The organism is Arenibacterium halophilum, from assembly GCF_005938225.1.
In the GTDB taxonomy this organism is placed as follows: Bacteria; Pseudomonadota; Alphaproteobacteria; order Rhodobacterales; family Rhodobacteraceae; genus Arenibacterium; species Arenibacterium halophilum.
The window spans coordinates 1306012-1323008 of the sequence record NZ_VCPC01000001.1; the positions used below are offsets into that span (position 1 = coordinate 1306012).

22 protein-coding genes are annotated in these 16997 nt (G+C 62.8%); 2 read left to right on the forward strand and 20 right to left on the reverse strand.

Annotated elements, in window-relative coordinates:
* The 8 genes from FGK64_RS06315 to FGK64_RS06350 form a co-directional block, all read right to left on the reverse strand.
* The gene (locus tag FGK64_RS06315) at window positions 1-1374 is read right to left on the reverse strand and encodes an amino acid ABC transporter permease (protein ID WP_138862907.1); all 1374 of its coding nucleotides are present in this window, start codon (window positions 1372-1374) and stop codon (window positions 1-3) included.
* A gap of 128 nt (window positions 1375-1502) precedes the next feature.
* The gene (locus FGK64_RS06320; RefSeq protein WP_138862908.1) at window positions 1503-2519 is read right to left on the reverse strand and encodes an amino acid ABC transporter substrate-binding protein; all 1017 of its coding nucleotides are present in this window, start codon (window positions 2517-2519) and stop codon (window positions 1503-1505) included.
* A gap of 207 nt (window positions 2520-2726) precedes the next feature.
* A complete protein-coding gene (locus tag FGK64_RS06325) occupies window positions 2727-3437 on the reverse strand; it encodes an ATP12 family chaperone protein (protein ID WP_138862909.1) in 711 nt (236 codons plus the stop codon).
* Window positions 3434-4117: an HAD-IA family hydrolase gene (locus FGK64_RS06330; protein WP_138862910.1), complete on the reverse strand. Its 684-nt coding sequence runs from the start codon at window positions 4115-4117 to the stop codon at window positions 3434-3436. Before FGK64_RS06330 ends, FGK64_RS06325 begins: the two co-directional genes overlap by 4 nt.
* Window positions 4114-5151: an RluA family pseudouridine synthase gene (locus FGK64_RS06335; protein WP_138862911.1), complete on the reverse strand. Its 1038-nt coding sequence runs from the start codon at window positions 5149-5151 to the stop codon at window positions 4114-4116. The genes FGK64_RS06330 and FGK64_RS06335 overlap by 4 nt, the downstream gene beginning before the upstream one ends.
* Window positions 5148-5528 carry a fluoride efflux transporter CrcB gene (gene crcB / locus FGK64_RS06340; RefSeq protein ID WP_138862912.1) on the reverse strand — a complete coding sequence of 127 codons (381 nt, stop codon included), beginning with the start codon at window positions 5526-5528 and terminating at the stop codon, window positions 5148-5150. The genes FGK64_RS06335 and crcB overlap by 4 nt, the downstream gene beginning before the upstream one ends.
* A 184-nt stretch (window positions 5529-5712) precedes the next feature.
* Window positions 5713-7032, reverse strand: a complete 1320-nt coding sequence (locus FGK64_RS06345) for a replication-associated recombination protein A (protein WP_138862913.1) — start codon at window positions 7030-7032, stop codon at window positions 5713-5715.
* Between the two features lie 2 nt (window positions 7033-7034).
* Window positions 7035-8423 carry a trypsin-like peptidase domain-containing protein gene (locus FGK64_RS06350; protein ID WP_138862914.1) on the reverse strand — a complete coding sequence of 463 codons (1389 nt, stop codon included), beginning with the start codon at window positions 8421-8423 and terminating at the stop codon, window positions 7035-7037.
* A 119-nt stretch (window positions 8424-8542) separates the two neighbouring features.
* Between FGK64_RS06350 and FGK64_RS06355 the strand changes: the two genes are divergently transcribed.
* Together FGK64_RS06355 and FGK64_RS06360 are read left to right on the forward strand one after the other, a co-directional pair.
* Window positions 8543-8773 (forward strand): hypothetical protein, encoded by a 231-nt coding sequence (locus FGK64_RS06355; protein ID WP_138862915.1) that lies wholly within the window; start codon window positions 8543-8545, stop codon window positions 8771-8773.
* 9 nt (window positions 8774-8782) lie between these two features.
* Complete coding sequence (locus FGK64_RS06360; RefSeq protein WP_138862916.1) at window positions 8783-9238, forward strand: host attachment family protein; 456 nt, start codon at window positions 8783-8785, stop codon at window positions 9236-9238.
* Between the two features lie 77 nt (window positions 9239-9315).
* Here the strand turns inward: FGK64_RS06360 and rplQ are convergent, their stop codons facing one another.
* The 12 genes from rplQ to rplF all read right to left on the reverse strand — a co-directional run bounded on the left by rplQ (window position 9316) and on the right by rplF (window position 16988).
* Window positions 9316-9741 (reverse strand): 50S ribosomal protein L17, encoded by a 426-nt coding sequence (gene rplQ, locus FGK64_RS06365; protein WP_138862917.1) that lies wholly within the window; start codon window positions 9739-9741, stop codon window positions 9316-9318.
* Between the two features lie 112 nt (window positions 9742-9853).
* Complete coding sequence (locus tag FGK64_RS06370) at window positions 9854-10870, reverse strand: DNA-directed RNA polymerase subunit alpha (RefSeq protein WP_138862918.1); 1017 nt, start codon at window positions 10868-10870, stop codon at window positions 9854-9856.
* A 116-nt stretch (window positions 10871-10986) separates the two neighbouring features.
* A complete protein-coding gene (gene rpsK, locus FGK64_RS06375; protein WP_109467595.1) occupies window positions 10987-11376 on the reverse strand; it encodes a 30S ribosomal protein S11 in 390 nt (129 codons plus the stop codon).
* Between the two features lie 12 nt (window positions 11377-11388).
* Window positions 11389-11757, reverse strand: a complete 369-nt coding sequence (gene rpsM, locus FGK64_RS06380; RefSeq protein WP_138862919.1) for a 30S ribosomal protein S13 — start codon at window positions 11755-11757, stop codon at window positions 11389-11391.
* Between the two features lie 222 nt (window positions 11758-11979).
* Window positions 11980-12585: an adenylate kinase gene (locus FGK64_RS06385; protein ID WP_138862920.1), complete on the reverse strand. Its 606-nt coding sequence runs from the start codon at window positions 12583-12585 to the stop codon at window positions 11980-11982.
* Complete coding sequence (gene secY, locus FGK64_RS06390; RefSeq protein ID WP_138862921.1) at window positions 12582-13946, reverse strand: preprotein translocase subunit SecY; 1365 nt, start codon at window positions 13944-13946, stop codon at window positions 12582-12584. Before secY ends, FGK64_RS06385 begins: the two co-directional genes overlap by 4 nt.
* 109 nt (window positions 13947-14055) lie before the next feature.
* The gene (gene rplO, locus FGK64_RS06395) at window positions 14056-14529 is read right to left on the reverse strand and encodes a 50S ribosomal protein L15 (protein ID WP_138862922.1); all 474 of its coding nucleotides are present in this window, start codon (window positions 14527-14529) and stop codon (window positions 14056-14058) included.
* Window positions 14530-14735: 206 nt separating this feature from the next.
* Window positions 14736-14945 carry a YjiS-like domain-containing protein gene (locus FGK64_RS06400; RefSeq protein WP_138862923.1) on the reverse strand — a complete coding sequence of 70 codons (210 nt, stop codon included), beginning with the start codon at window positions 14943-14945 and terminating at the stop codon, window positions 14736-14738.
* 222 nt (window positions 14946-15167) lie between these two features.
* The gene (gene rpmD / locus FGK64_RS06405) at window positions 15168-15356 is read right to left on the reverse strand and encodes a 50S ribosomal protein L30 (protein ID WP_138862924.1); all 189 of its coding nucleotides are present in this window, start codon (window positions 15354-15356) and stop codon (window positions 15168-15170) included.
* Between the two features lie 5 nt (window positions 15357-15361).
* On the reverse strand, window positions 15362-15940 hold the full coding sequence (gene rpsE / locus FGK64_RS06410) for a 30S ribosomal protein S5 (protein ID WP_138862925.1): 579 nt from the start codon (window positions 15938-15940) through the stop codon (window positions 15362-15364).
* A 143-nt stretch (window positions 15941-16083) separates the two neighbouring features.
* The gene (gene rplR, locus FGK64_RS06415) at window positions 16084-16443 is read right to left on the reverse strand and encodes a 50S ribosomal protein L18 (RefSeq protein WP_138862926.1); all 360 of its coding nucleotides are present in this window, start codon (window positions 16441-16443) and stop codon (window positions 16084-16086) included.
* An 11-nt stretch (window positions 16444-16454) separates the two neighbouring features.
* Window positions 16455-16988: a 50S ribosomal protein L6 gene (gene rplF / locus FGK64_RS06420; protein ID WP_138862927.1), complete on the reverse strand. Its 534-nt coding sequence runs from the start codon at window positions 16986-16988 to the stop codon at window positions 16455-16457.
* Between the last annotated feature and the right edge of the window lie 9 nt (window positions 16989-16997).

Genomic DNA, 16997 nt, shown 5'->3' on the forward strand with positions numbered 1-16997 from the left:
TCACCGCTCCTTCAGCTTTACGGATTCGTTATACCAGTTCATCACGCCCGAAATCAGCAGGCTGACGATCAGGTAGATCAGCATCAGAAGCAGCAGGCATTCCAGCTCGCGTCCGGTCTGGTTCAGCGTGATGCCGCCCAGCGTGCCGGTCAGATCCATGTAGCCCACCGCAATCGCCAGAGACGAGTTCTTGGTCAGGTTCAGATACTGCGAAATCAGCGGCGGAATGATGACCCGCAGCGCCTGCGGCAGGATCACAAGGTTCATCGTGCGGTTCGGACGCAGGCCAAGCGCCGAAGCGGCCTCGGTCTGGCCCTGGCTGATGGCGAGGATACCAGCGCGGACGTTTTCCGCAATGAAGGCCGCCGTATAGAGCGACAGAGCCAGCCACAGCGCGATCAGCGAGTTGCGCAGGTGCGTCCCGCCCGAAAAGTTGAAGCCGCGCAATTCGGGGTAGCCCAGGTGAAAGCCCAGAACCCAAAGCGTGATGATCAGCGGCACCGCAATCACGCCAAGGCGCAGATACCATGTGGTCGGCCGGTCGCCGGTGGCTTCCTGGATACGATCGGCCCGGTTGGCGATCGCGCGCGCGCCGTAAATGCCCGCGCCCAGGACGATCAGGATGACCATCAGGTCAAGGCTGATCTGGAAGGTGCCACAGCCTTCGCCCGGACGGCCGGCAAAGGGGCCCTCGCTTGCGAAATAGCTGGCACAGGCCGGGTTGCTTTCACTGGCGCCAACGGGGAAATCGCCAAGGCCGGTGCGCCAGCTGGTGAATTCGTCGGTTTCCGGATCGCGGTGGCCGAACAGAACGTCGGGAATATAGACACCCCGGTTGGTCACGGCGACCGTGTCGAACAGGCTCATCGAAGCTTCGGCGTCGTCGCCCCGGAAATCGCGGGGGCTGGGAAGCGTTTCGATCATGATTGCCATGATGAACACGATCCACAGCAGCACCGGCACGTTGCGGAACATTTCGACGTAGACGGCCATCAGCCGCGACACCAGCCAGTTTTTCGACAGGCGCAGAACCCCGATGATAACCCCAAGAATCGTCGCCGTCACACACCCCAGAACCGCCACCACCAGCGTGTTCAACAGGCCAACGATCGACGCGCGCAGGTGCGAATCCTGCGAGGTGTAATCGATCAGGCGCTGGTTGATGTCATAGCTGGCCGGTTCGGTGAAGAACCCGAAGTCGATCGGCTTGCCAAGGGCTGCAAGGTTCTGGGCGGTATTGTTGATCAGCCATGCCGCAAGCAGCATGAAGCCAAGCATCGCTATGACCTGGATCGTGGCAGAACGATACCGGGTATCGTAGAGCAGCATGGATAGCCGAAACTGCTCCTTCGGAGGATCGGAAAGTGTCGTCATGTGACGTCCCTGTTGGCATCCCGATCTCGTGATTTGGCCAGGTTTTTCCCGGCTCCCCGCAGATCGGGTGATTATAGTTCAAAGAAGAAGGGCGCAGGTTGATCCTGCGCCCCTTTTCGTGTCCCGTCTTAGCGGAAGGGCGGAGCGTACTGCAGACCGCCGTCTTTCCATTGCGCGTTCAGGCCGCGCGCCAGACCGATCGGTGTGTTCTCACCGATGTTCTTTGCAAAGACTTCACCATAGTTGCCGCCCGCCATGATGGCGCGCTTGGCCCACTCGGCGTCGAGGCCCAGCATTTCGCCCAGCGTGCCTTCGGTGCCCAGCATACGGTTGATTTCCGGGTTGTCGGTGCCTTTCGACAGCTCGGCGATGTTTGCCGACGACACGCCCAGTTCTTCCGCCGCGATCAGCGCGTTCAGCGACCAGCGCACAACGTCGCCCCACTCGTCATCGCCGTGACGGACCAGCGGGCCCAGCGGCTCTTTCGAGATGATTTCGGGCAGCAGAACGTGTGCCGACGGGTCTTCGAAGGTGGCGCGGGTTGCAGCCAGGCCCGAAGCATCGGTGGTGTACACGTCGCAGGCACCGGCAAGGTACTGCTGCTGTGCTTCGGCGTTGGTTTCGATCGGAACCGGCTCGTAGCTCATGTTGTTGATGCGGAAGTAGTCCGCCAGGTTCAGCTCGGTCGTGGTGCCGGTCTGGATGCAGACGGTGGCGCCGTCCAGATCCTTGGCCGAGGACACGCCCAGTTCCTTCGGAACCATGAAGCCCTGACCGTCATAGTAGTTCACACCAACAAAGGTGAACTTCAGATCGACGTCGCGGCTGAAGGTCCAGGTGGTGTTACGTGCCAGCATGTCGATTTCGCCCGACGCCAGCGCGGTAAAGCGGGTCTTGCCGGTGGTGGGAACGAATTCCACGGCCATCGGATCGCTCAGCACGGCAGCAGCAACGGCGCGGCAGACGGCAACGTCGAAACCGTTCCAGACACCATTGGCATCCGGCGTGGCAAAGCCCGGAACGCCGGTGGCGACACCGCAGTTCAGCTTGCCCCGAGCCTTGACGTCATCCAGCGTACCGGCTGCAGCAGCAGTCGCTGCCAGACCGGCGACGGTGAGCGCGCCAAAAAGTACGGATTTTTTCATAGTAACCTCTTCCTGATTTACGCCTCGTAGCGGGCGACTTTCGCGGCGTCTTTTGACGCCCTTTGAAACACGGATAGTGGGGGCTCCCCCTTGTGTGCCGCAATTCTGGGCGGATTCATCAACAAACGTCAAGACGTCGATCAAAGAAATCAATGACAAGGCCCGGGTTGACCAAAGGTTAATCTATACCTTTGCCCGGTCTCGCGCCTAAGCGCGCGACAGGCGATAGAACTCGGCGGCGTGCAGAAACGCGGCCCGTTTCAGCGCGGTCTGCGCGTCGGCCTCTTCATCCGCGCCCCATTGTTCGGCCTGCCAGCTTTCGTCCAGTTGGGATACATCCCAGATTGTCTCGGGCGAGGCCCAGCCACGCGCGCAGGCAAGGCCCAGAACCAGCGAACCCGACAGCGAGATCAGATCGTGCAGGGCCGCGATTTCGAAATTCGTGGCCGCCGTCAAAGGTTCTGTAAGGCGCTGCAACGCCTGCGCGTCCTGCGGGGCATGTATCACACCGGTGCGCGGGTGCAGGCGCGCGCCAAGTTCGGTTTCGGCCCAGTCCAGAGCGGGGTCCCACTGCTGCGCCTGCCGTGCGATCAATTCCTCGGGAGCATCGGCGCGATAGCACAGCAGATCGCTGTCTCCATAGGCGGCCAGCATCTCGATCACCTCGGCGCGCTGCGGGGCGACCTTGTCGATGGCGGCATTGGCCGAACGGGTGAAAGGCATGGTTTCAGGTGCGATCTTTTCGCCCTGCGCCTCCCATTCTGCTGCCAACGCCGCGGCCATGCCCTGCGTCGGCAGGATCAGCGCCGCCTTGGCCGGGGTGCGCACACGGCGCCCATCCAGCAACACCTCGAACCCGCCATCGGTCCGGGCGGTTGTGGTCTGTTTCCAGAACCGGCGCGCGGCCCAAGTGCTCATGCGGGTACTCCCAGAATATCGTCGATTGCGCCGGGCAGAGCGTCAAAGCTGTCGATCAGCTTGCGCGCATGGGGCGCCAGCATCTTGGCCGGGTGATAGCCCCAACTTACGCCGACGGCGGCCACCCCGGCGGCACCTGCCATTTCCATGTCGTAGGTCGTGTCACCAATCATCACCGCGTCGGCGGCGTCGATACCGGTGTCGGCAAGGCAGGTCAGCACCATCGAGGGATGCGGCTTCGACGGGTGATCGTCGGCCACCTGCCGTGTCACGAACATGCCGGTCAGCCCATGCGCCTCGATCAGCGCGTCCAGCCCGCGCCGCGACTTGCCCGTGGCGACCCCAAGCAACAGATCGTCCCGCCGAGACAGCGCCTGCAACACCTGCGCCACACCGGGATAAAGCGGCGAGCCCACCGCCGCGCCCTGTGCCGAGCGCGTGGCATGATATGAGTCCTTATAGCCCTGCACCAAGGCGGCGCGGCACTCGGGCGTTGCCTCCGGCGCCAGACGCAGCACCGCGTGGTCCAGTGACAGCCCGACAATCCCCAGAATGTCGGATCGCGCCGGCGCAGGACGGCCCTGCGCCGAAAACGCCGCCGTCATCGCGCCGACAATCGCGCCCTGGCTGTCGACCAGCGTGCCGTCGACATCGAAAATGACCAGTCGCAACCGGCTCATTCCTCTTCCTCGAACGGGTCTTCGGGCTGATCGCGGGTGTCCCACTGGAACGTGTCCCAGGTGTCTTGCATATGATCCGGCAAAGGGGCGGTCAGATGCAGCCGCGCCTTGGTCACCGGATGCTCGATGGTCAGCGACCGCGCGTGCAGATGCAGCTTGCGAGAGATGTCCCCGCCCAGCTGCGCGCCCCAGCCATCGCCAAGGTTGTCCTGCCCCGAACCGCCGTATTTGCCATCGCCCACGATGGGATGCCCCAGCTCGGCCATATGCGCGCGCAGCTGGTGCGTGCGGCCCGTGATCGGATTCAGCGCCATCCAGGCAGCACGCTTGGCTGCCGCTTCGATCACCATGTAATCGGTCACCGCGCGCTTGGCGCCCGGGGTCGAGTCGATATCGCGCGGGTGGACATTCAGCATCTTCTCGCCTTCGCCCTTGGACCCATGCCCGGGCGCTTTCACCAGCCCGGTGCGGATATGGCCTGCCTTGGGGTGCGGCACCCCGGCGACGACGGCCCAGTAGATCTTTTTGGTTTCGCGATGCCGGAAGGCGGCCGTCAGGTCGGCCGCCACGGCACGGGTGCGCGCCAACAGCAAAACGCCCGAGGTATCCTTGTCGAGCCTGTGCACGAGGCGCGGCTTTTCATCCAGGTCGAAACACAGCGCCTCGGACAGGCCATCGACATGGCGCCGCTGCCCGCTGCCACCCTGCACCGCAAGACCGGCGGGCTTGTTCAACGCCAGCACATGGGCGTCGCGATAGATCACGCAATCGCGGATCATGCGGGCATCCGCCTCTGAAATGCGGGTGGGCTCGGGCGCCGGACGGTTGTCGCTGTCCGGCAGCGGCGGCAGGCGCACCTGCTGGCCGTTTTCAACCCGGGTCGAGGCCTTGACCCGCCCGCCATCGACACGGATTTCGCCCTTGCGGCACATCTTTTCAATGCGGCCTTGGCTGATGTGCGGGAACATCCGGCGCAGCCAGCGGTCCAGCCGCTGATCGCCATCTTCTACAGTAATGGTCTGAACGCCGCTCATGCGAATACTCCGCGCGCAAGGATCATGCCCAACATCAAGCCGCCAACGGAACACCCCACCGACAGAGTGATGTAAAGCGCCGCCTGTCCCAGCGCCCCCCGCTCGATCAGCGTGACCGTTTCCAGCGAGAAGGCCGAAAAAGTGGTGAAACCGCCCAGCACGCCCGTCATTACGAAGGGACTGACGTGCGTCAGGCCGCGCTGCGCCGCCGCCACCACGAACACCCCCATCAGAAACGAGCCCAGGATGTTGACGGAGAGGATGGCCACAGGGAAGCCGGACGCGCCAAACAGACGCGCGATGCCGATGCCGGAGAGGTACCGCAGACTGGCGCCAATGGCACCGCCAAGGGCCACAAGGGGAAGGGTTGTGTACATGCCGCGTCTGTCGCGCGACCGCGCGATGGAGTCAAGCGACACAGGCTTCGGAAGGGGGCACTGCCCCCGCCCGCTGCGCGGACTCCCCCGGAGTATTTGAGGAATAATGAAAGGGCGGCCGGGAGACCTGCTTCTTTGGGGTCCAAATATCCCCGCCGGAGGCACCGCGCGCCCGCGCGGTTTGCTACGTCTGGCCCTCGCGCGTCGCGCGTTGGCGCGTGAACCAGTCGAGCCGCTTTTTCAGATCGCGTTCGAAGCCGCGTTCGACGGGTGCATAGAATTCGGCGCGCGGCATGTCGTCGGGGAAATAATTCTGCCCCGAGAAGGCATCCTCGGCGTCGTGGTCATAGGCATAGCCGGCGCCGTAGCCCTGCTCTTTCATCAGCTTGGTCGGGGCATTCCGGATATGCATTGGCGGTGGCGTACTGCCGGTTTCCCGTGCGCTGCGCATGGCCGCCTTGTAGGCGACGTAACCTGCGTTCGATTTAGGGGCGAGCGCCAGATAGATGACCGCCTGCGCCAGCGCCAATTCGCCTTCGGGGCTGCCGAGGCGTTCGTAGGTTTCCCAGGCGTGCAGGCAGACCGTCTGGGCCTGCGGATCGGCGAGGCCGATGTCTTCCACCGCCATGCGCGTGAGGCGACGCGCGAGAAATCGCGGGTCTTCGCCTCCGGTCAGCATGCGGGCGTACCAGTAGAGCGCGGCGTCCGGGTCGGACCCGCGCACCGATTTGTGCAGCGCCGAGATGAGGTTGTAGTGTTCTTCGCCCGACTTGTCGTATTTGCTGGCGCGCCGCATCAGCCGCGCGCCAAGCGCCTGCGGATCAAGCGGTGCATCGACCGTCCAGGCGGCGACCTGTTCGACGAGGTTCAGCAGCGCCCGGCCGTCACCATCGGCCATTTCAATCAGGCGTTCGCGGGCGGACGGCGTCAGAGAAAGCGGTTTCCCGAGTTCGGCCTCTGCCCGGCCCGCGAGGCGTTCCAGATCGTCGTGGTCCAGCCGTTCTAGCACCAGCACCTGGGCGCGGCTGAGCAAGGCGGCGTTCAGCTCGAACGACGGGTTTTCAGTGGTTGCCCCCACCAGCAGGATCGTCCCGTCTTCCATATGCGGCAGGAACCCATCCTGCTGCGCCTTGTTGAAACGGTGAATTTCGTCGACGAACAGGAGCGTGCCCTGCCCGTTTCCCGCGCGAATGCGGGCAGCTTCGAACACCTTTTTCAGATCGGGGACGCCCGTAAAAATGGCGCTGATCTGGACGAAATGCAGGTCCGTGGCATCCGCCAGCAGCCGGGCGATGGTGGTCTTGCCCACGCCGGGTGGGCCCCAGAAAATCAGGCTCGACAGGCTGTTGGCCGCCAGCATCGCGCCCAGCGGGCCATCGGGGCCCAGGATATGCGCTTGCCCGATGACCTGATCCAGCGCGGCCGGGCGCAGCCGGTCGGCCAGCGGGCGATTGCGGGGGGACGGAGCGGTTGGCGTAGCGCCGGTATCGAACAGGTCGGCCATGGTCAGATCCGGAACCGCAGGCCGATGCGCTGGCCGCCGCGCAGCACCTCCATCCGCACGCCGCGCCCCGAGGCGGCCAGGATGCGTGCCACATCGCCGGGGGCCTCGACCTCGGCCCCGTTGATCGAAGCGATCACATCGCCTGTGCGCAGCCCGACACGCGCACCATAGGGCCCCGGATCGGTGACCAGAACGCCGGTCAGGGTCAGCGGCAGGCCAAAGCGGGCGATGGTGGCCGGGTTGGCGCGGGCGACGTTGAGGCCCGGCAAGGGGGTCGTGTCGTCCAGTGCGGTTTCCTCCGCCGGGGGCGTATCGGGCGCAGCGATCATCGCCACCTCGATCTCGGATGTTTCTTCATCCCGCACCCGCGACACGGTTGTTTTGCCGCCAATCCCGGTGATCGTCATGCGGAACAGCATCTCGGCCGGGGAATTCACCGGCTCTCCGCCGACATGGGTGATCACGTCGCCCACGCGGAACCCGGTGGCCGCGAAAGGGCTGTCGGGGTGAATGTCGGAAATCAGCACGCCGCCCGGCACGCCAAGGCCAAGCGAGCCCGCGAGATCGAAATCAACCGCCTGCCCTGCCATACCGGCCCAAGGGCGTTCGAAGGCTGCGTTCCCGGCCCGCGCCTGGCGCACGAATTCCGCGACAAGGTTCGATGGAATGGCAAAACCGATCCCATTCGACCCGCCCGAGCGTGACAGGATAGAGGTGTTGATTCCCATCAGCCGCCCGTTCACGTCGATCAACGCCCCGCCCGAGTTGCCGGGATTGATCGGCGCATCGGTCTGCAGGAAATAGCCGCGGGCGTTGCCCGTGGCGATGCCAGACCGTGCGAGACCCGAGACGATTCCGCTGCTGACAGTCTGGCCGACGCCGAAGGGGTTGCCGATGGCCAGCACCAGCTCGCCCACGTCGACCTTGTCGGAATCGCGCAGGTCGAGATGCGGCAGGTCCGCCGCGCCGTCCAACTGTAGGATCGCAAGGTCGGATTCGCGGTCGGCCAGGATCACCTTGGCCGAATATTCGCGCCGGTCCGTCATGACGACGCGGATCTCGGTTGCCATGCCAACAACGTGGAAGTTTGACACCACGATGCCGTCGGCTGACAGGATCACGCCAGAGCCAAGCGAGTTCTGCACGCGCGGGCGACTTTGGCCGAAGCCCTTGAAGAACTGTTCAAAGAACGGATCGCCCGCGAAGGGGCTGGCGCGGGTTTCGACCACGCGGCTGGCGTAGATGTTCACCACGGCGGGGGCGGCCTGTTTCACCAGCGGCGCAAAGCCCAGCGCAATTTCCGTCTGGCTTTGCGGTACCTGCGTCTGGGCGTTGGAAGGGGTGGTCAACGGCAGGGCCAGCACCACAAGGGCAAGGATATGTCGCAGCATGTCGAACCTTTCGCGTTATGCCCCCGATATGCAAACCATGCGCCGCCGATGCAAGCGGCCCGTCGGAACCCGCCCCCGCGGCGGGGCGTTCATTCCCCAGGCAAACACAGGAGGACGACATGGCAGAGCGATATCGGTCACAGGACGGGCGTCAGGAAACCAAGGACTACCTCGACGATGCCGAAACACCGGGCCAGCAGGGCCGCGCTGGCGGCAATCTGGAGCGTAAGGTTGGCACACGCGACGCGCTGAAACGCGCAGAACAGGACCGCCCCGGCGCCACGCGGGTCACCAAATCCGACGAAAAAGGCGAAGGCAACCTGGGCGGCCACCACGGCACCGGATCATAGGAGGACATCATGGCACGTTTGAAACAAGGCACGCTGGTGGTTGTGGCCGACAGTGAAAAGGCGCTGTTTCTGCGCAACCTGACCGACCATGAGAACCCCAATCTGGACTTTGAAGGCAGCGAAGAGCAGGACAACCCGTCGGACCGCGAGCAATCGGCCAACCGGCCGGGACGCATGAACGACACGGGTGTGAACCAACGCTCGGCGCTTGACGACACCGATTGGCACGAACTGGCAAAAGAGCGGTTCGCGTCAGACCTGTCGGACAAGCTGTACGAGATGGCCCACAAAGGCGAGTTCGAGCGACTGGTGATCGTCGCCTCGCCGCAGGTTCTGGGCGTATTGCGCGACGACATGCACAAGGAGGTGACCGACAAGATCATCGCCGAAGTGCCAAAAACGCTGACCAATCACCCGGTGAACAAGATCGAAGACCTGGTGAAGAAAGAACTCGACGCCGCCTGACACGGGTATCGAGGCACAAAAAAAGGGCGCTGCGGATGCGGCGCCCTTTCTTTATTCGGTCAGCTTGCGCCGCGGGATTATTCCGCGGTTTCAGCTTCCATCTCGGCCGCAACGCGGGCCTTGTCTGCGGCGCCTTTGGCGTCGCGGTCACGATCGACGAATTCGATGATCGCCATCGGTGCCATGTCGCCATAGCGGAATCCGGCTTTCAGGATGCGGACGTAACCGCCCTGACGATCCTTGTAGCGGGGGCCGAGGATGTCGAACAGCTTGGTGACGTACTGATCTTCCTTCAGCTTCGAAGCGGCCTGACGGCGGGCGTGCAGGTCGCCACGCTTTGCCAGCGTGATCATCTTTTCGATGATCGGACGCAGTTCCTTTGCCTTGGGCAGGGTCGTCTTGATCTGTTCGTGCTCGATGAGCGAGCCGGCCATGTTCGCCCACAGCGCCTTGCGGTGCTCGTGGGTGCGGTTCAGGCGGCGGTAACCTCTTGCGTGACGCATCTGGTAGTCTCCTTGACTTATGCTTTGTACGGCCGCCGATGCGTGTCAGCGGCTCTGTTGGGGCGGGATTGCCCTGATATCCCCGGCAGACCCGGGCATTGGGAAGACGCGCTTAAAACGCGTCTTCGAATTTCTTGGCGAGATCTTCGATGTTGTCGGGCGGCCAGTCCTCGACATCCATGCCAAGGTGCAGACCCATGCCGGACAGCACTTCCTTGATCTCGTTCAACGACTTGCGGCCGAAGTTCGGGGTGCGCAGCATCTCGGCTTCGGTCTTCTGGATCAGGTCGCCGATGTAGACGATATTGTCGTTCTTCAGGCAGTTCGCCGAACGCACCGACAGTTCCAGTTCGTCCACTTTCTTCAGCAGAAGCGGGTTGAACTCCAGACCGTCGTCGTCGTCCTGACGCGAAGCCGATTCCGGTTCGTCGAAGTTGACGAAGATCGACAGCTGGTCTTGCAGGATACGCGCGGCATAGGCCACGGCATCATCCGGCGTGATCGAACCATCGGTGTCGACCTTCATGGTCAGCTTGTCATAGTCCAGCACCTGGCCCTCACGGGTGGGCTGAACGTCATAGCTGACTTTCTTGACCGGCGAATAGATCGCGTCGATCGGGATCAGGCCGATGGGCGCATCTTCCGGCTTGTTCTTGTCAGCCGAGACATAGCCTTTGCCCGTGTTCACGGTCAGTTCCATGAACAGGTCGGCGCCATCGTCAAGGTGGCAGATCACGTGATCGCGGTTCAGAACCTCGATACCGGCGCTTTCGCTGATGTCACCGGCGGTGACGACGGCGGGGCCCTTGGCATTGATCGACAGGCGCTTGGGCCCTTCGACTTCCATGCGCAGGCTGACCTGCTTGAGGTTCAGGATGATGTCTGTCACATCTTCACGCACACCGGCCACGCTCGAAAATTCGTGCAGCACGTTGTCGATCTGGACGCTGGTGATCGCGGCGCCCTGAAGCGACGACATCAGGATGCGGCGCAGGGCGTTGCCCAGCGTCAGACCAAAGCCGCGTTCCAGCGGTTCTGCGACGACGGTCGCCTGACGCGCAGGATCGTTGCCCGGCTTGACTTCAAGCTGGGTCGGCTTGATCAGCTCCTGCCAATTCTTGTGGATCATGTAGCCCTCCATTCCTGTCTGAACCCCATGACCATCGCTGGTTCAGACTCCCGAGGTTTCAAAATGCCAGACTGGGGCCGCGTGATTCCACGCAGCCCCAGCAGAAAAATACGCAATCAGACGCGGCGGCGCTTCGGCGGGCGGCAGCCGTTGTGCGCCATCGGCGTCACGTCGCGGATCGAGGTGATGTTGAACCCGACAGCCGCCAGAGCGCGCAGGGCGCTTTCGCGGCCCGAACCGGGCCCCTGCACTTCGACTTCCAGCGTTTTCACGCCGTGTTCCTGTGCCTTGCGGCCCGCGTCTTCTGCGGCCATCTGCGCGGCATAGGGGGTCGATTTGCGCGAGCCCTTGAAGCCCATCGTACCGGCGGACGACCACGAGATCGCGTTGCCCTGCACGTCGGAGATCAGGATCTTGGTGTTGTTGAACGAAGAATTCACATGCGCAACGCCAGCGGCGATGTTCTTGGAAACCTTGCGCTTGGTACGGGTCTTGTCGCGTGCCATCTGTGCGCCCCCTTACTTCTTCTTGCCGGCAATGGCCTTTGCGGGGCCTTTGCGGGTGCGTGCGTTGGTGTGGGTACGCTGACCGCGAACGGGCAGGTTGCGGCGATGACGCAGACCGCGATAGCAGCCCAGGTCCATCAGACGCTTGACGTTCATCTGCACTTCGCGGCGCAGGTCGCCTTCGACGGTATAGTTCGCGTCGATGTGTTCACGAATTTGCAGAACTTCGGAATCGCTCAGCTCGTTCACGCGGCGGGTTTGGTCGATGCCAACCGCGTCGCAGATTGCTTTGGCCGAGGTATGGCCGATTCCGGTGATATAGGTGAGGGCGATGGGAACCCGCTTTGCAGTCGGGATATTGACGCCGGCAATACGTGCCACGTTTCACTTTCCTTTTCGTTGCGGGTCCGTAGTTCCAGACCCTTTTTTCACAACGCTTGACCTTGGCAGTGTCGCCAGCGGGCCCAGCAGTATGAGGTGATCGTCATGCGCCCATAAAGGAATCGCACACAAATTGATTCTCTTGCGAGATGTGGGTCGATATGGGGTTTTCCGCCGATCGTCAAGGGGCGGCGGGAACATGCCGCCTGCCCCGTCATGCGATCAGGCGTCGGCGTCCGCCATGGCGCGCGTACCGTCCAGAACCTGGCCGATTTCGGCCTGAACGGCCTCCATCTGCGCCATGCCGTCGACCCGGCAATACAGGCCCTTGGCATAGTAGTAACCGACCAGCGGCGAAGTCATTTTGTAATAGGCCGCAAGGCGGGTGCGCAGCGAGTCTTCGTTGTCGTCGGCACGCACGGGCTGACCGGCGGCGCGCGCCTCTTCAGCGCGGTTGACGATACGGTGCACCAGGGCTTCGTCCTCGACGCGCAGTTCGATCACGTGATCCAGCTTCTGGCCCATATCTTCCAGCAGCTCACCCAGGGCATCGGCCTGCTTCAGCGTGCGCGGGAAGCCATCAAAGATGAACCCGGCGGAACCGCCTGCTTCCAGCTTTTCACGGATCAGGCCAATCACGATCTCGTCGGTCACAAGGTCGCCGCGGTCCATGACCTCGGCCACGCGCTTGCCCATTTCGGTGCCGCTGGCCTTCGCCTCGCGCAGCATGTCACCAGTGCTCAGCTGCACCATGCCACGCGTTTCCACCAGTTTGCTGGCCTGAGTACCTTTACCTGCCCCGGGGGGCCCCAAGAGAATGATGTTCATCGCCGCGCCGGACTCCGTTTCGTGCGTTTCTTGCCGCGTCCCCGCAGCTGTGATTTCTCGATCAATCCTTCGTACTGATGCGCAAGCAGATGGCTTTGCACCTGCTGGATTGTGTCCATCGTTACCGAAACTACGATCAGCACCGAGGTGCCGCCGAAATAGAAGGGAATGGAAAACTGGCCGCGCAGGATTTCCGGCAGCAGACAGACCGCCGCAAGATAGGCCGCGCCGAGCACCAGAATGCGGTTCACGACATACTCAAGGTACTCTGCAGTCTTCTTGCCGGGCCGGATACCGGGCACAAAGCCGTTCTGGTTCTTCAGGTTGTCCGCGACGTCATCGGGTTTGAACGATACGTTGAACGTGTAGAAATAGGCGAAGAACACGATCATCGCGACGAAGAACAGCAGGTACAGCGGCTGGCCGGGGCCGAAGTTGGCCAGCATCCACGACATCACAGTGCCCGAGGCCGCGCCTTGGCTGAACGTCGAGATGGTGGTCGGCAGCAGCAGCAGCGAGCTGGCGAAGATCGCCGGGATCACGCCCGCCGGGTTCACCTTGACCGGCAGGTGCGACGACCCGCCATCATATACCTTCATCCCCACTTGGCGGCGCGGATACTGAATGTGGATCTTGCGCAGCGCGCGCTCCATGAACACCACGAAGGCAATCGTGGCGATGACCATCACGATTACGCCGACAATTACACCGGGGCTCACAGCGCCGCTGCGGCCCGAGGCGAAGAACTGCGCGATGGCGGCGGGCACTTCGGCGATGATGCCGACGAAGATGATAAGCGAGATGCCGTTGCCGATGCCGCGCGCGGTGATCTGTTCACCCAGCCACATCAGGAACATCGTGCCACCAACCAGCGTGATCATGCACGCCAGACGGAAATACAGGCCCGGATCGGTCGCCAGATCGCCGGATTCCAGCGACACCGCAAGGCCGTAGGCCTGCGCAGTGGCCAGCAGCACCGTACCATAGCGGGTGTACTGGTTGATCTTCTTGCGGCCCTGTTCGCCTTCTTTCTTCAGCTGTTCCAGCTGCGGCACCATGGCCGTCATCAGCTGAACGATGATCGAGGCCGAGATGTAGGGCATGATCCCAAGCGCAAAGATGCCCATGCGCCCAAGCGCGCCACCGGTGAACATGGAAACCATGCCCCCGATGCCCTGCCCCGCCTGCTCCATGAACTCGCGCAGGGCAACGCCGTCGATTCCCGGCACGGGCAGGAAGGTGCCCAGACGGTAAACGACCAGCAGGCCCAGCGTGAACAGGATGCGGTTGCGAAGGTCGGTCGCTTTGCCCAGGGCAGCCCAGCTTGTGTTGGCTGCCATTTGTTCCGCTGCTGATACCATGAAACAGGTCTCTTTATGGTGAAACGCCGCCTTGAACCGTTTTCCGGCTCAGGCGGCGCTATGGAAAACTAGGGAATATGTAAGCGGAGGCAACTCCGCTCACAACCCGTCACTCGGTCGCGGCTGCTGCTGCGACCGTCAGCGAACCGCCAGCCTTTTCAACGGCGTCGATCGCCGATTTCGAAGCACCGGTCACGTTCAGGGTCACCTTGGACGAGAATTCACCCTTGGCCAGCACCCGGACGCCATCCAGCTTGCGGCGCACCAGACCGCTGGCAACCAGCGTGTCTTCGGTGATTTCTGCACCGGCATCCAGCTTCTTGGCGTCGATGAACTTCTGGATCAGGCCCAGGTTCACAACGGCATAGGCTTTGCGATTCGGTTTGTTGAAGCCGCGCTTGGGAAGGCGCTGGTACAGCGGCATCTGGCCGCCTTCGTAGCCGTTGATGGCCACACCCGAACGGGATTTCTGACCTTTGATACCACGGCCACCGGTCTTGCCCTTGCCCGAACCCGGGCCACGGCCGACACGCTGGCGGCGTTTGGTTGCGCCGTCATTGTCGCGCAGTTCGTGAAGTTTCATGTCGCTTCTCCTTGCCGGATGTGACCCCCGAAGCGTAACGGGCCAACCACGGCGTTTCTGGTTCATCTAGTCCATGCGGCCGCACGGCCACCGGGCGCGTATAATGGCATCGCCGCCCACGTGCAAGAGCGCACAGGCGGAATCGAAACAACCCGCCAGTGGCGGGTTGTCGCGGCATGTGTTCGTGAGTGGGGATGCCGTGCGCGTCAGACGCGCTGTGCTGCTTCCAGCGAGAGGCGGCGGATCGCCGAGCGGTGCAGGCCCAGATCGGCCAGATCGCGGTCGGACAGGCCCGCCAGTTCGTTATAGGTGCGGCGGTATGCGGCGCGGCGCGCCATCGCCAGTTTGATGCCAGCCTTTGCGGCGGCGATACGGTCGGCGAAAGTTACCGGGGAAGTATTGATGACATGTGCCATTTCGGTCGTCCTATACGTCTGCGGTGCGGCGCCCTCCCCTGCGCGACACCAATGGTGTTTCTGCGATGCAGCATATTGCGTGCCCTGCGCATGGACAATGTGCGTTTCGGTCTGCCCGCTATGCAATTCCGGCAACGCTGGGCGAAAAACGAAAACGCCCCGGCCGATGGCCGGGGCGCTCTCTGTCCCTCGCGCTGGGGGCTGGCCCCCCGTATCTCGCGATTACTCTTTTTCTTCGATGATCTCGACCATATGCGAGATCGAAGCCACCATGCCGCGTACGCTGGGGGTATCTTCCAGCTCGCGGGTTTTGTGCATCTTGTTCAGGCCCAGGCCGATCAGCGTGGCACGCTGTTTGGCGGGGCGACGGATCGGCGAGCCGATCTGCTTCACAACGATAGTTTTCGCCATTTAACTCAAGCCTCCTCGGCAACCTGGGCGCTTTCCTGCGGCGCGTCTTCACGCTTGGGCAGGATGTCGGCCACTTTCTTGCCACGACGCTGGGCAACCGAACGCGGCGAAGCTTCTTTCTTCAGCCCGTCGATGGTGGCGCGGATCATGTTGTAGGGGTTCTGCGAGCCGATCGACTTGGACACAACGTCCTTGATGCCCAGCATTTCGAACACGGCACGCATCGGACCACCGGCGATGATACCGGTCCCTTCCGGCGCGGTGCGCATCACGACCTTGCCGGCACCGTGACGACCTTCCATGTCGTGGTGCAGCGTGCGGCCTTCGCGCAGCTGAACGCGGATCATCTGGCGCTTGGCCTGCTCGGTCGCCTTGCGGATGGCTTCGGGCACCTCTTTGGCCTTGCCCTTGCCGAACCCAACGCGGCCCTTCTGGTCGCCAACGACGACAAGCGCGGCAAAGCCGAAACGCTTACCACCTTTAACGGTTTTCGAAACCCGGTTGATTGCGACCAGGCGGTCGGCGAATTCAGGGGTTTCCTCACGGTCGCGGCGGTTGCCCCGACGGTTGTCTTCACGGGCCATTTCGGGCTCCTTCAGCTTGGTGGCGCATCGGCGCCGGATGGGTCAATCCAGGTGGGCGACAGGCGCCCCCGGATCATCGAGACGGCACCGATGCGCCGTCTGCAGGGTTGGACGGGGCCGGCACATGGCCAGCCCCGAACCGTTTAGATTTTCAGACCGCCTTCGCGGGCTGCATCGGCCAGAGCCTTGACCTTGCCGTGGTACAGGAACCCACCGCGGTCGAAGTAGGCTTCTTCCACACCGGCCTGCTTGGCGCGCTCGGCAATTGCCGAACCCACTTTTGTCGCGGCTTCGATGTTGTTCTTGCCGACAATACCCAGCGTCTTTTCCAGCGACGAGGCCGAGGCGAGCGTCACGCCCTTCACATCGTCGATCAGCTGGACGCTGATGTTCTTGTTGCTGCGGTGAACGGTCAGACGAACCCGACCGGCATTCACCTTGCGAAGCTTGTTCCGGACGCGCAGGCGGCGCTTGAGGAACAGTTGTCTTTTGCTGTTTGCCATCTGTTGCGTCCTTACTTCTTCTTGCCTTCCTTGCGGAAGATATACTCGTTCTTGTAACGGATGCCTTTGCCCTTGTAGGGCTCGGGCTTCCGCCAGGCGCGGATGTTCGCCGCGACCTGACCAACGAGCTGCTCATCGATGCCTTCGACCACGATCTCGGTCTGCTTCGGCGCGGTCACCGTCACACCCTCGGGGGCAACGAAGTCCACGTCGTGCGACAGACCCAGGTTCAGCTTCAGCGAGTTGCCCTGAACGGTGGCACGATAACCCACACCGGTGATCTCAAGCTCTTTCTTGAAACCATCGGTCACGCCGGTCACCAGGTTGGCAACCATCGTGCGGCTCATGCCCCACTGCTGACGCGCGCGCTTGGATTTGCCGCGCGGGTCGATTTTCACCACGTTGTCGTCAACGGTGATCGTGACGTCGTCGGTCGCGGTGAAGCTGCGGGTGCCCTTGGGGCCCTTCACTTCGATGGTCTGGCCCGACACGCTGGCGCTGACGCCGCTGGGCAGGTCGACCGGCTTTTTCCCAATACGAGACATTGCGATCTC

What these genes read in the sequence shown, in the direction of transcription:
- FGK64_RS06335 (WP_138862911.1), bottom strand. Translation starts at nt 5,151, where the DNA reads ATGAGCGGCGTTCAGACCATTACTGTAGAAGATGGCGATCAGCGGCTG.
- FGK64_RS06315 (WP_138862907.1), bottom strand. Translation starts at nt 1,374, where the DNA reads ATGACGACACTTTCCGATCCTCCGAAGGAGCAGTTTCGGCTATCCATG.
- FGK64_RS06325 (WP_138862909.1), bottom strand. Translation starts at nt 3,437, where the DNA reads ATGAGCACTTGGGCCGCGCGCCGGTTCTGGAAACAGACCACAACCGCC.
- FGK64_RS06350 (WP_138862914.1), bottom strand. Translation starts at nt 8,423, where the DNA reads ATGCTGCGACATATCCTTGCCCTTGTGGTGCTGGCCCTGCCGTTGACC.
- rplF (WP_138862927.1), bottom strand. Translation starts at nt 16,988, where the DNA reads ATGTCTCGTATTGGGAAAAAGCCGGTCGACCTGCCCAGCGGCGTCAGC.
- FGK64_RS06345 (WP_138862913.1), bottom strand. Translation starts at nt 7,032, where the DNA reads ATGGCCGACCTGTTCGATACCGGCGCTACGCCAACCGCTCCGTCCCCC.
- FGK64_RS06320 (WP_138862908.1), bottom strand. Translation starts at nt 2,519, where the DNA reads ATGAAAAAATCCGTACTTTTTGGCGCGCTCACCGTCGCCGGTCTGGCA.
- FGK64_RS06360 (WP_138862916.1), top strand. Translation starts at nt 8,783, where the DNA reads ATGGCACGTTTGAAACAAGGCACGCTGGTGGTTGTGGCCGACAGTGAA.
- rpmD (WP_138862924.1), bottom strand. Translation starts at nt 15,356, where the DNA reads ATGGCGAAAACTATCGTTGTGAAGCAGATCGGCTCGCCGATCCGTCGC.
- rpsE (WP_138862925.1), bottom strand. Translation starts at nt 15,940, where the DNA reads ATGGCCCGTGAAGACAACCGTCGGGGCAACCGCCGCGACCGTGAGGAA.
- FGK64_RS06330 (WP_138862910.1), bottom strand. Translation starts at nt 4,117, where the DNA reads ATGAGCCGGTTGCGACTGGTCATTTTCGATGTCGACGGCACGCTGGTC.
- FGK64_RS06370 (WP_138862918.1), bottom strand. Translation starts at nt 10,870, where the DNA reads ATGATCCACAAGAATTGGCAGGAGCTGATCAAGCCGACCCAGCTTGAA.
- rpsK (WP_109467595.1), bottom strand. Translation starts at nt 11,376, where the DNA reads ATGGCACGCGACAAGACCCGTACCAAGCGCAAGGTTTCCAAGAACATC.
- rplQ (WP_138862917.1), bottom strand. Translation starts at nt 9,741, where the DNA reads ATGCGTCACGCAAGAGGTTACCGCCGCCTGAACCGCACCCACGAGCAC.
- crcB (WP_138862912.1), bottom strand. Translation starts at nt 5,528, where the DNA reads ATGTACACAACCCTTCCCCTTGTGGCCCTTGGCGGTGCCATTGGCGCC.
- FGK64_RS06385 (WP_138862920.1), bottom strand. Translation starts at nt 12,585, where the DNA reads ATGAACATCATTCTCTTGGGGCCCCCCGGGGCAGGTAAAGGTACTCAG.
- rplO (WP_138862922.1), bottom strand. Translation starts at nt 14,529, where the DNA reads ATGAAACTTCACGAACTGCGCGACAATGACGGCGCAACCAAACGCCGC.
- FGK64_RS06355 (WP_138862915.1), top strand. Translation starts at nt 8,543, where the DNA reads ATGGCAGAGCGATATCGGTCACAGGACGGGCGTCAGGAAACCAAGGAC.
- rplR (WP_138862926.1), bottom strand. Translation starts at nt 16,443, where the DNA reads ATGGCAAACAGCAAAAGACAACTGTTCCTCAAGCGCCGCCTGCGCGTC.
- FGK64_RS06400 (WP_138862923.1), bottom strand. Translation starts at nt 14,945, where the DNA reads ATGGCACATGTCATCAATACTTCCCCGGTAACTTTCGCCGACCGTATC.
- secY (WP_138862921.1), bottom strand. Translation starts at nt 13,946, where the DNA reads ATGGTATCAGCAGCGGAACAAATGGCAGCCAACACAAGCTGGGCTGCC.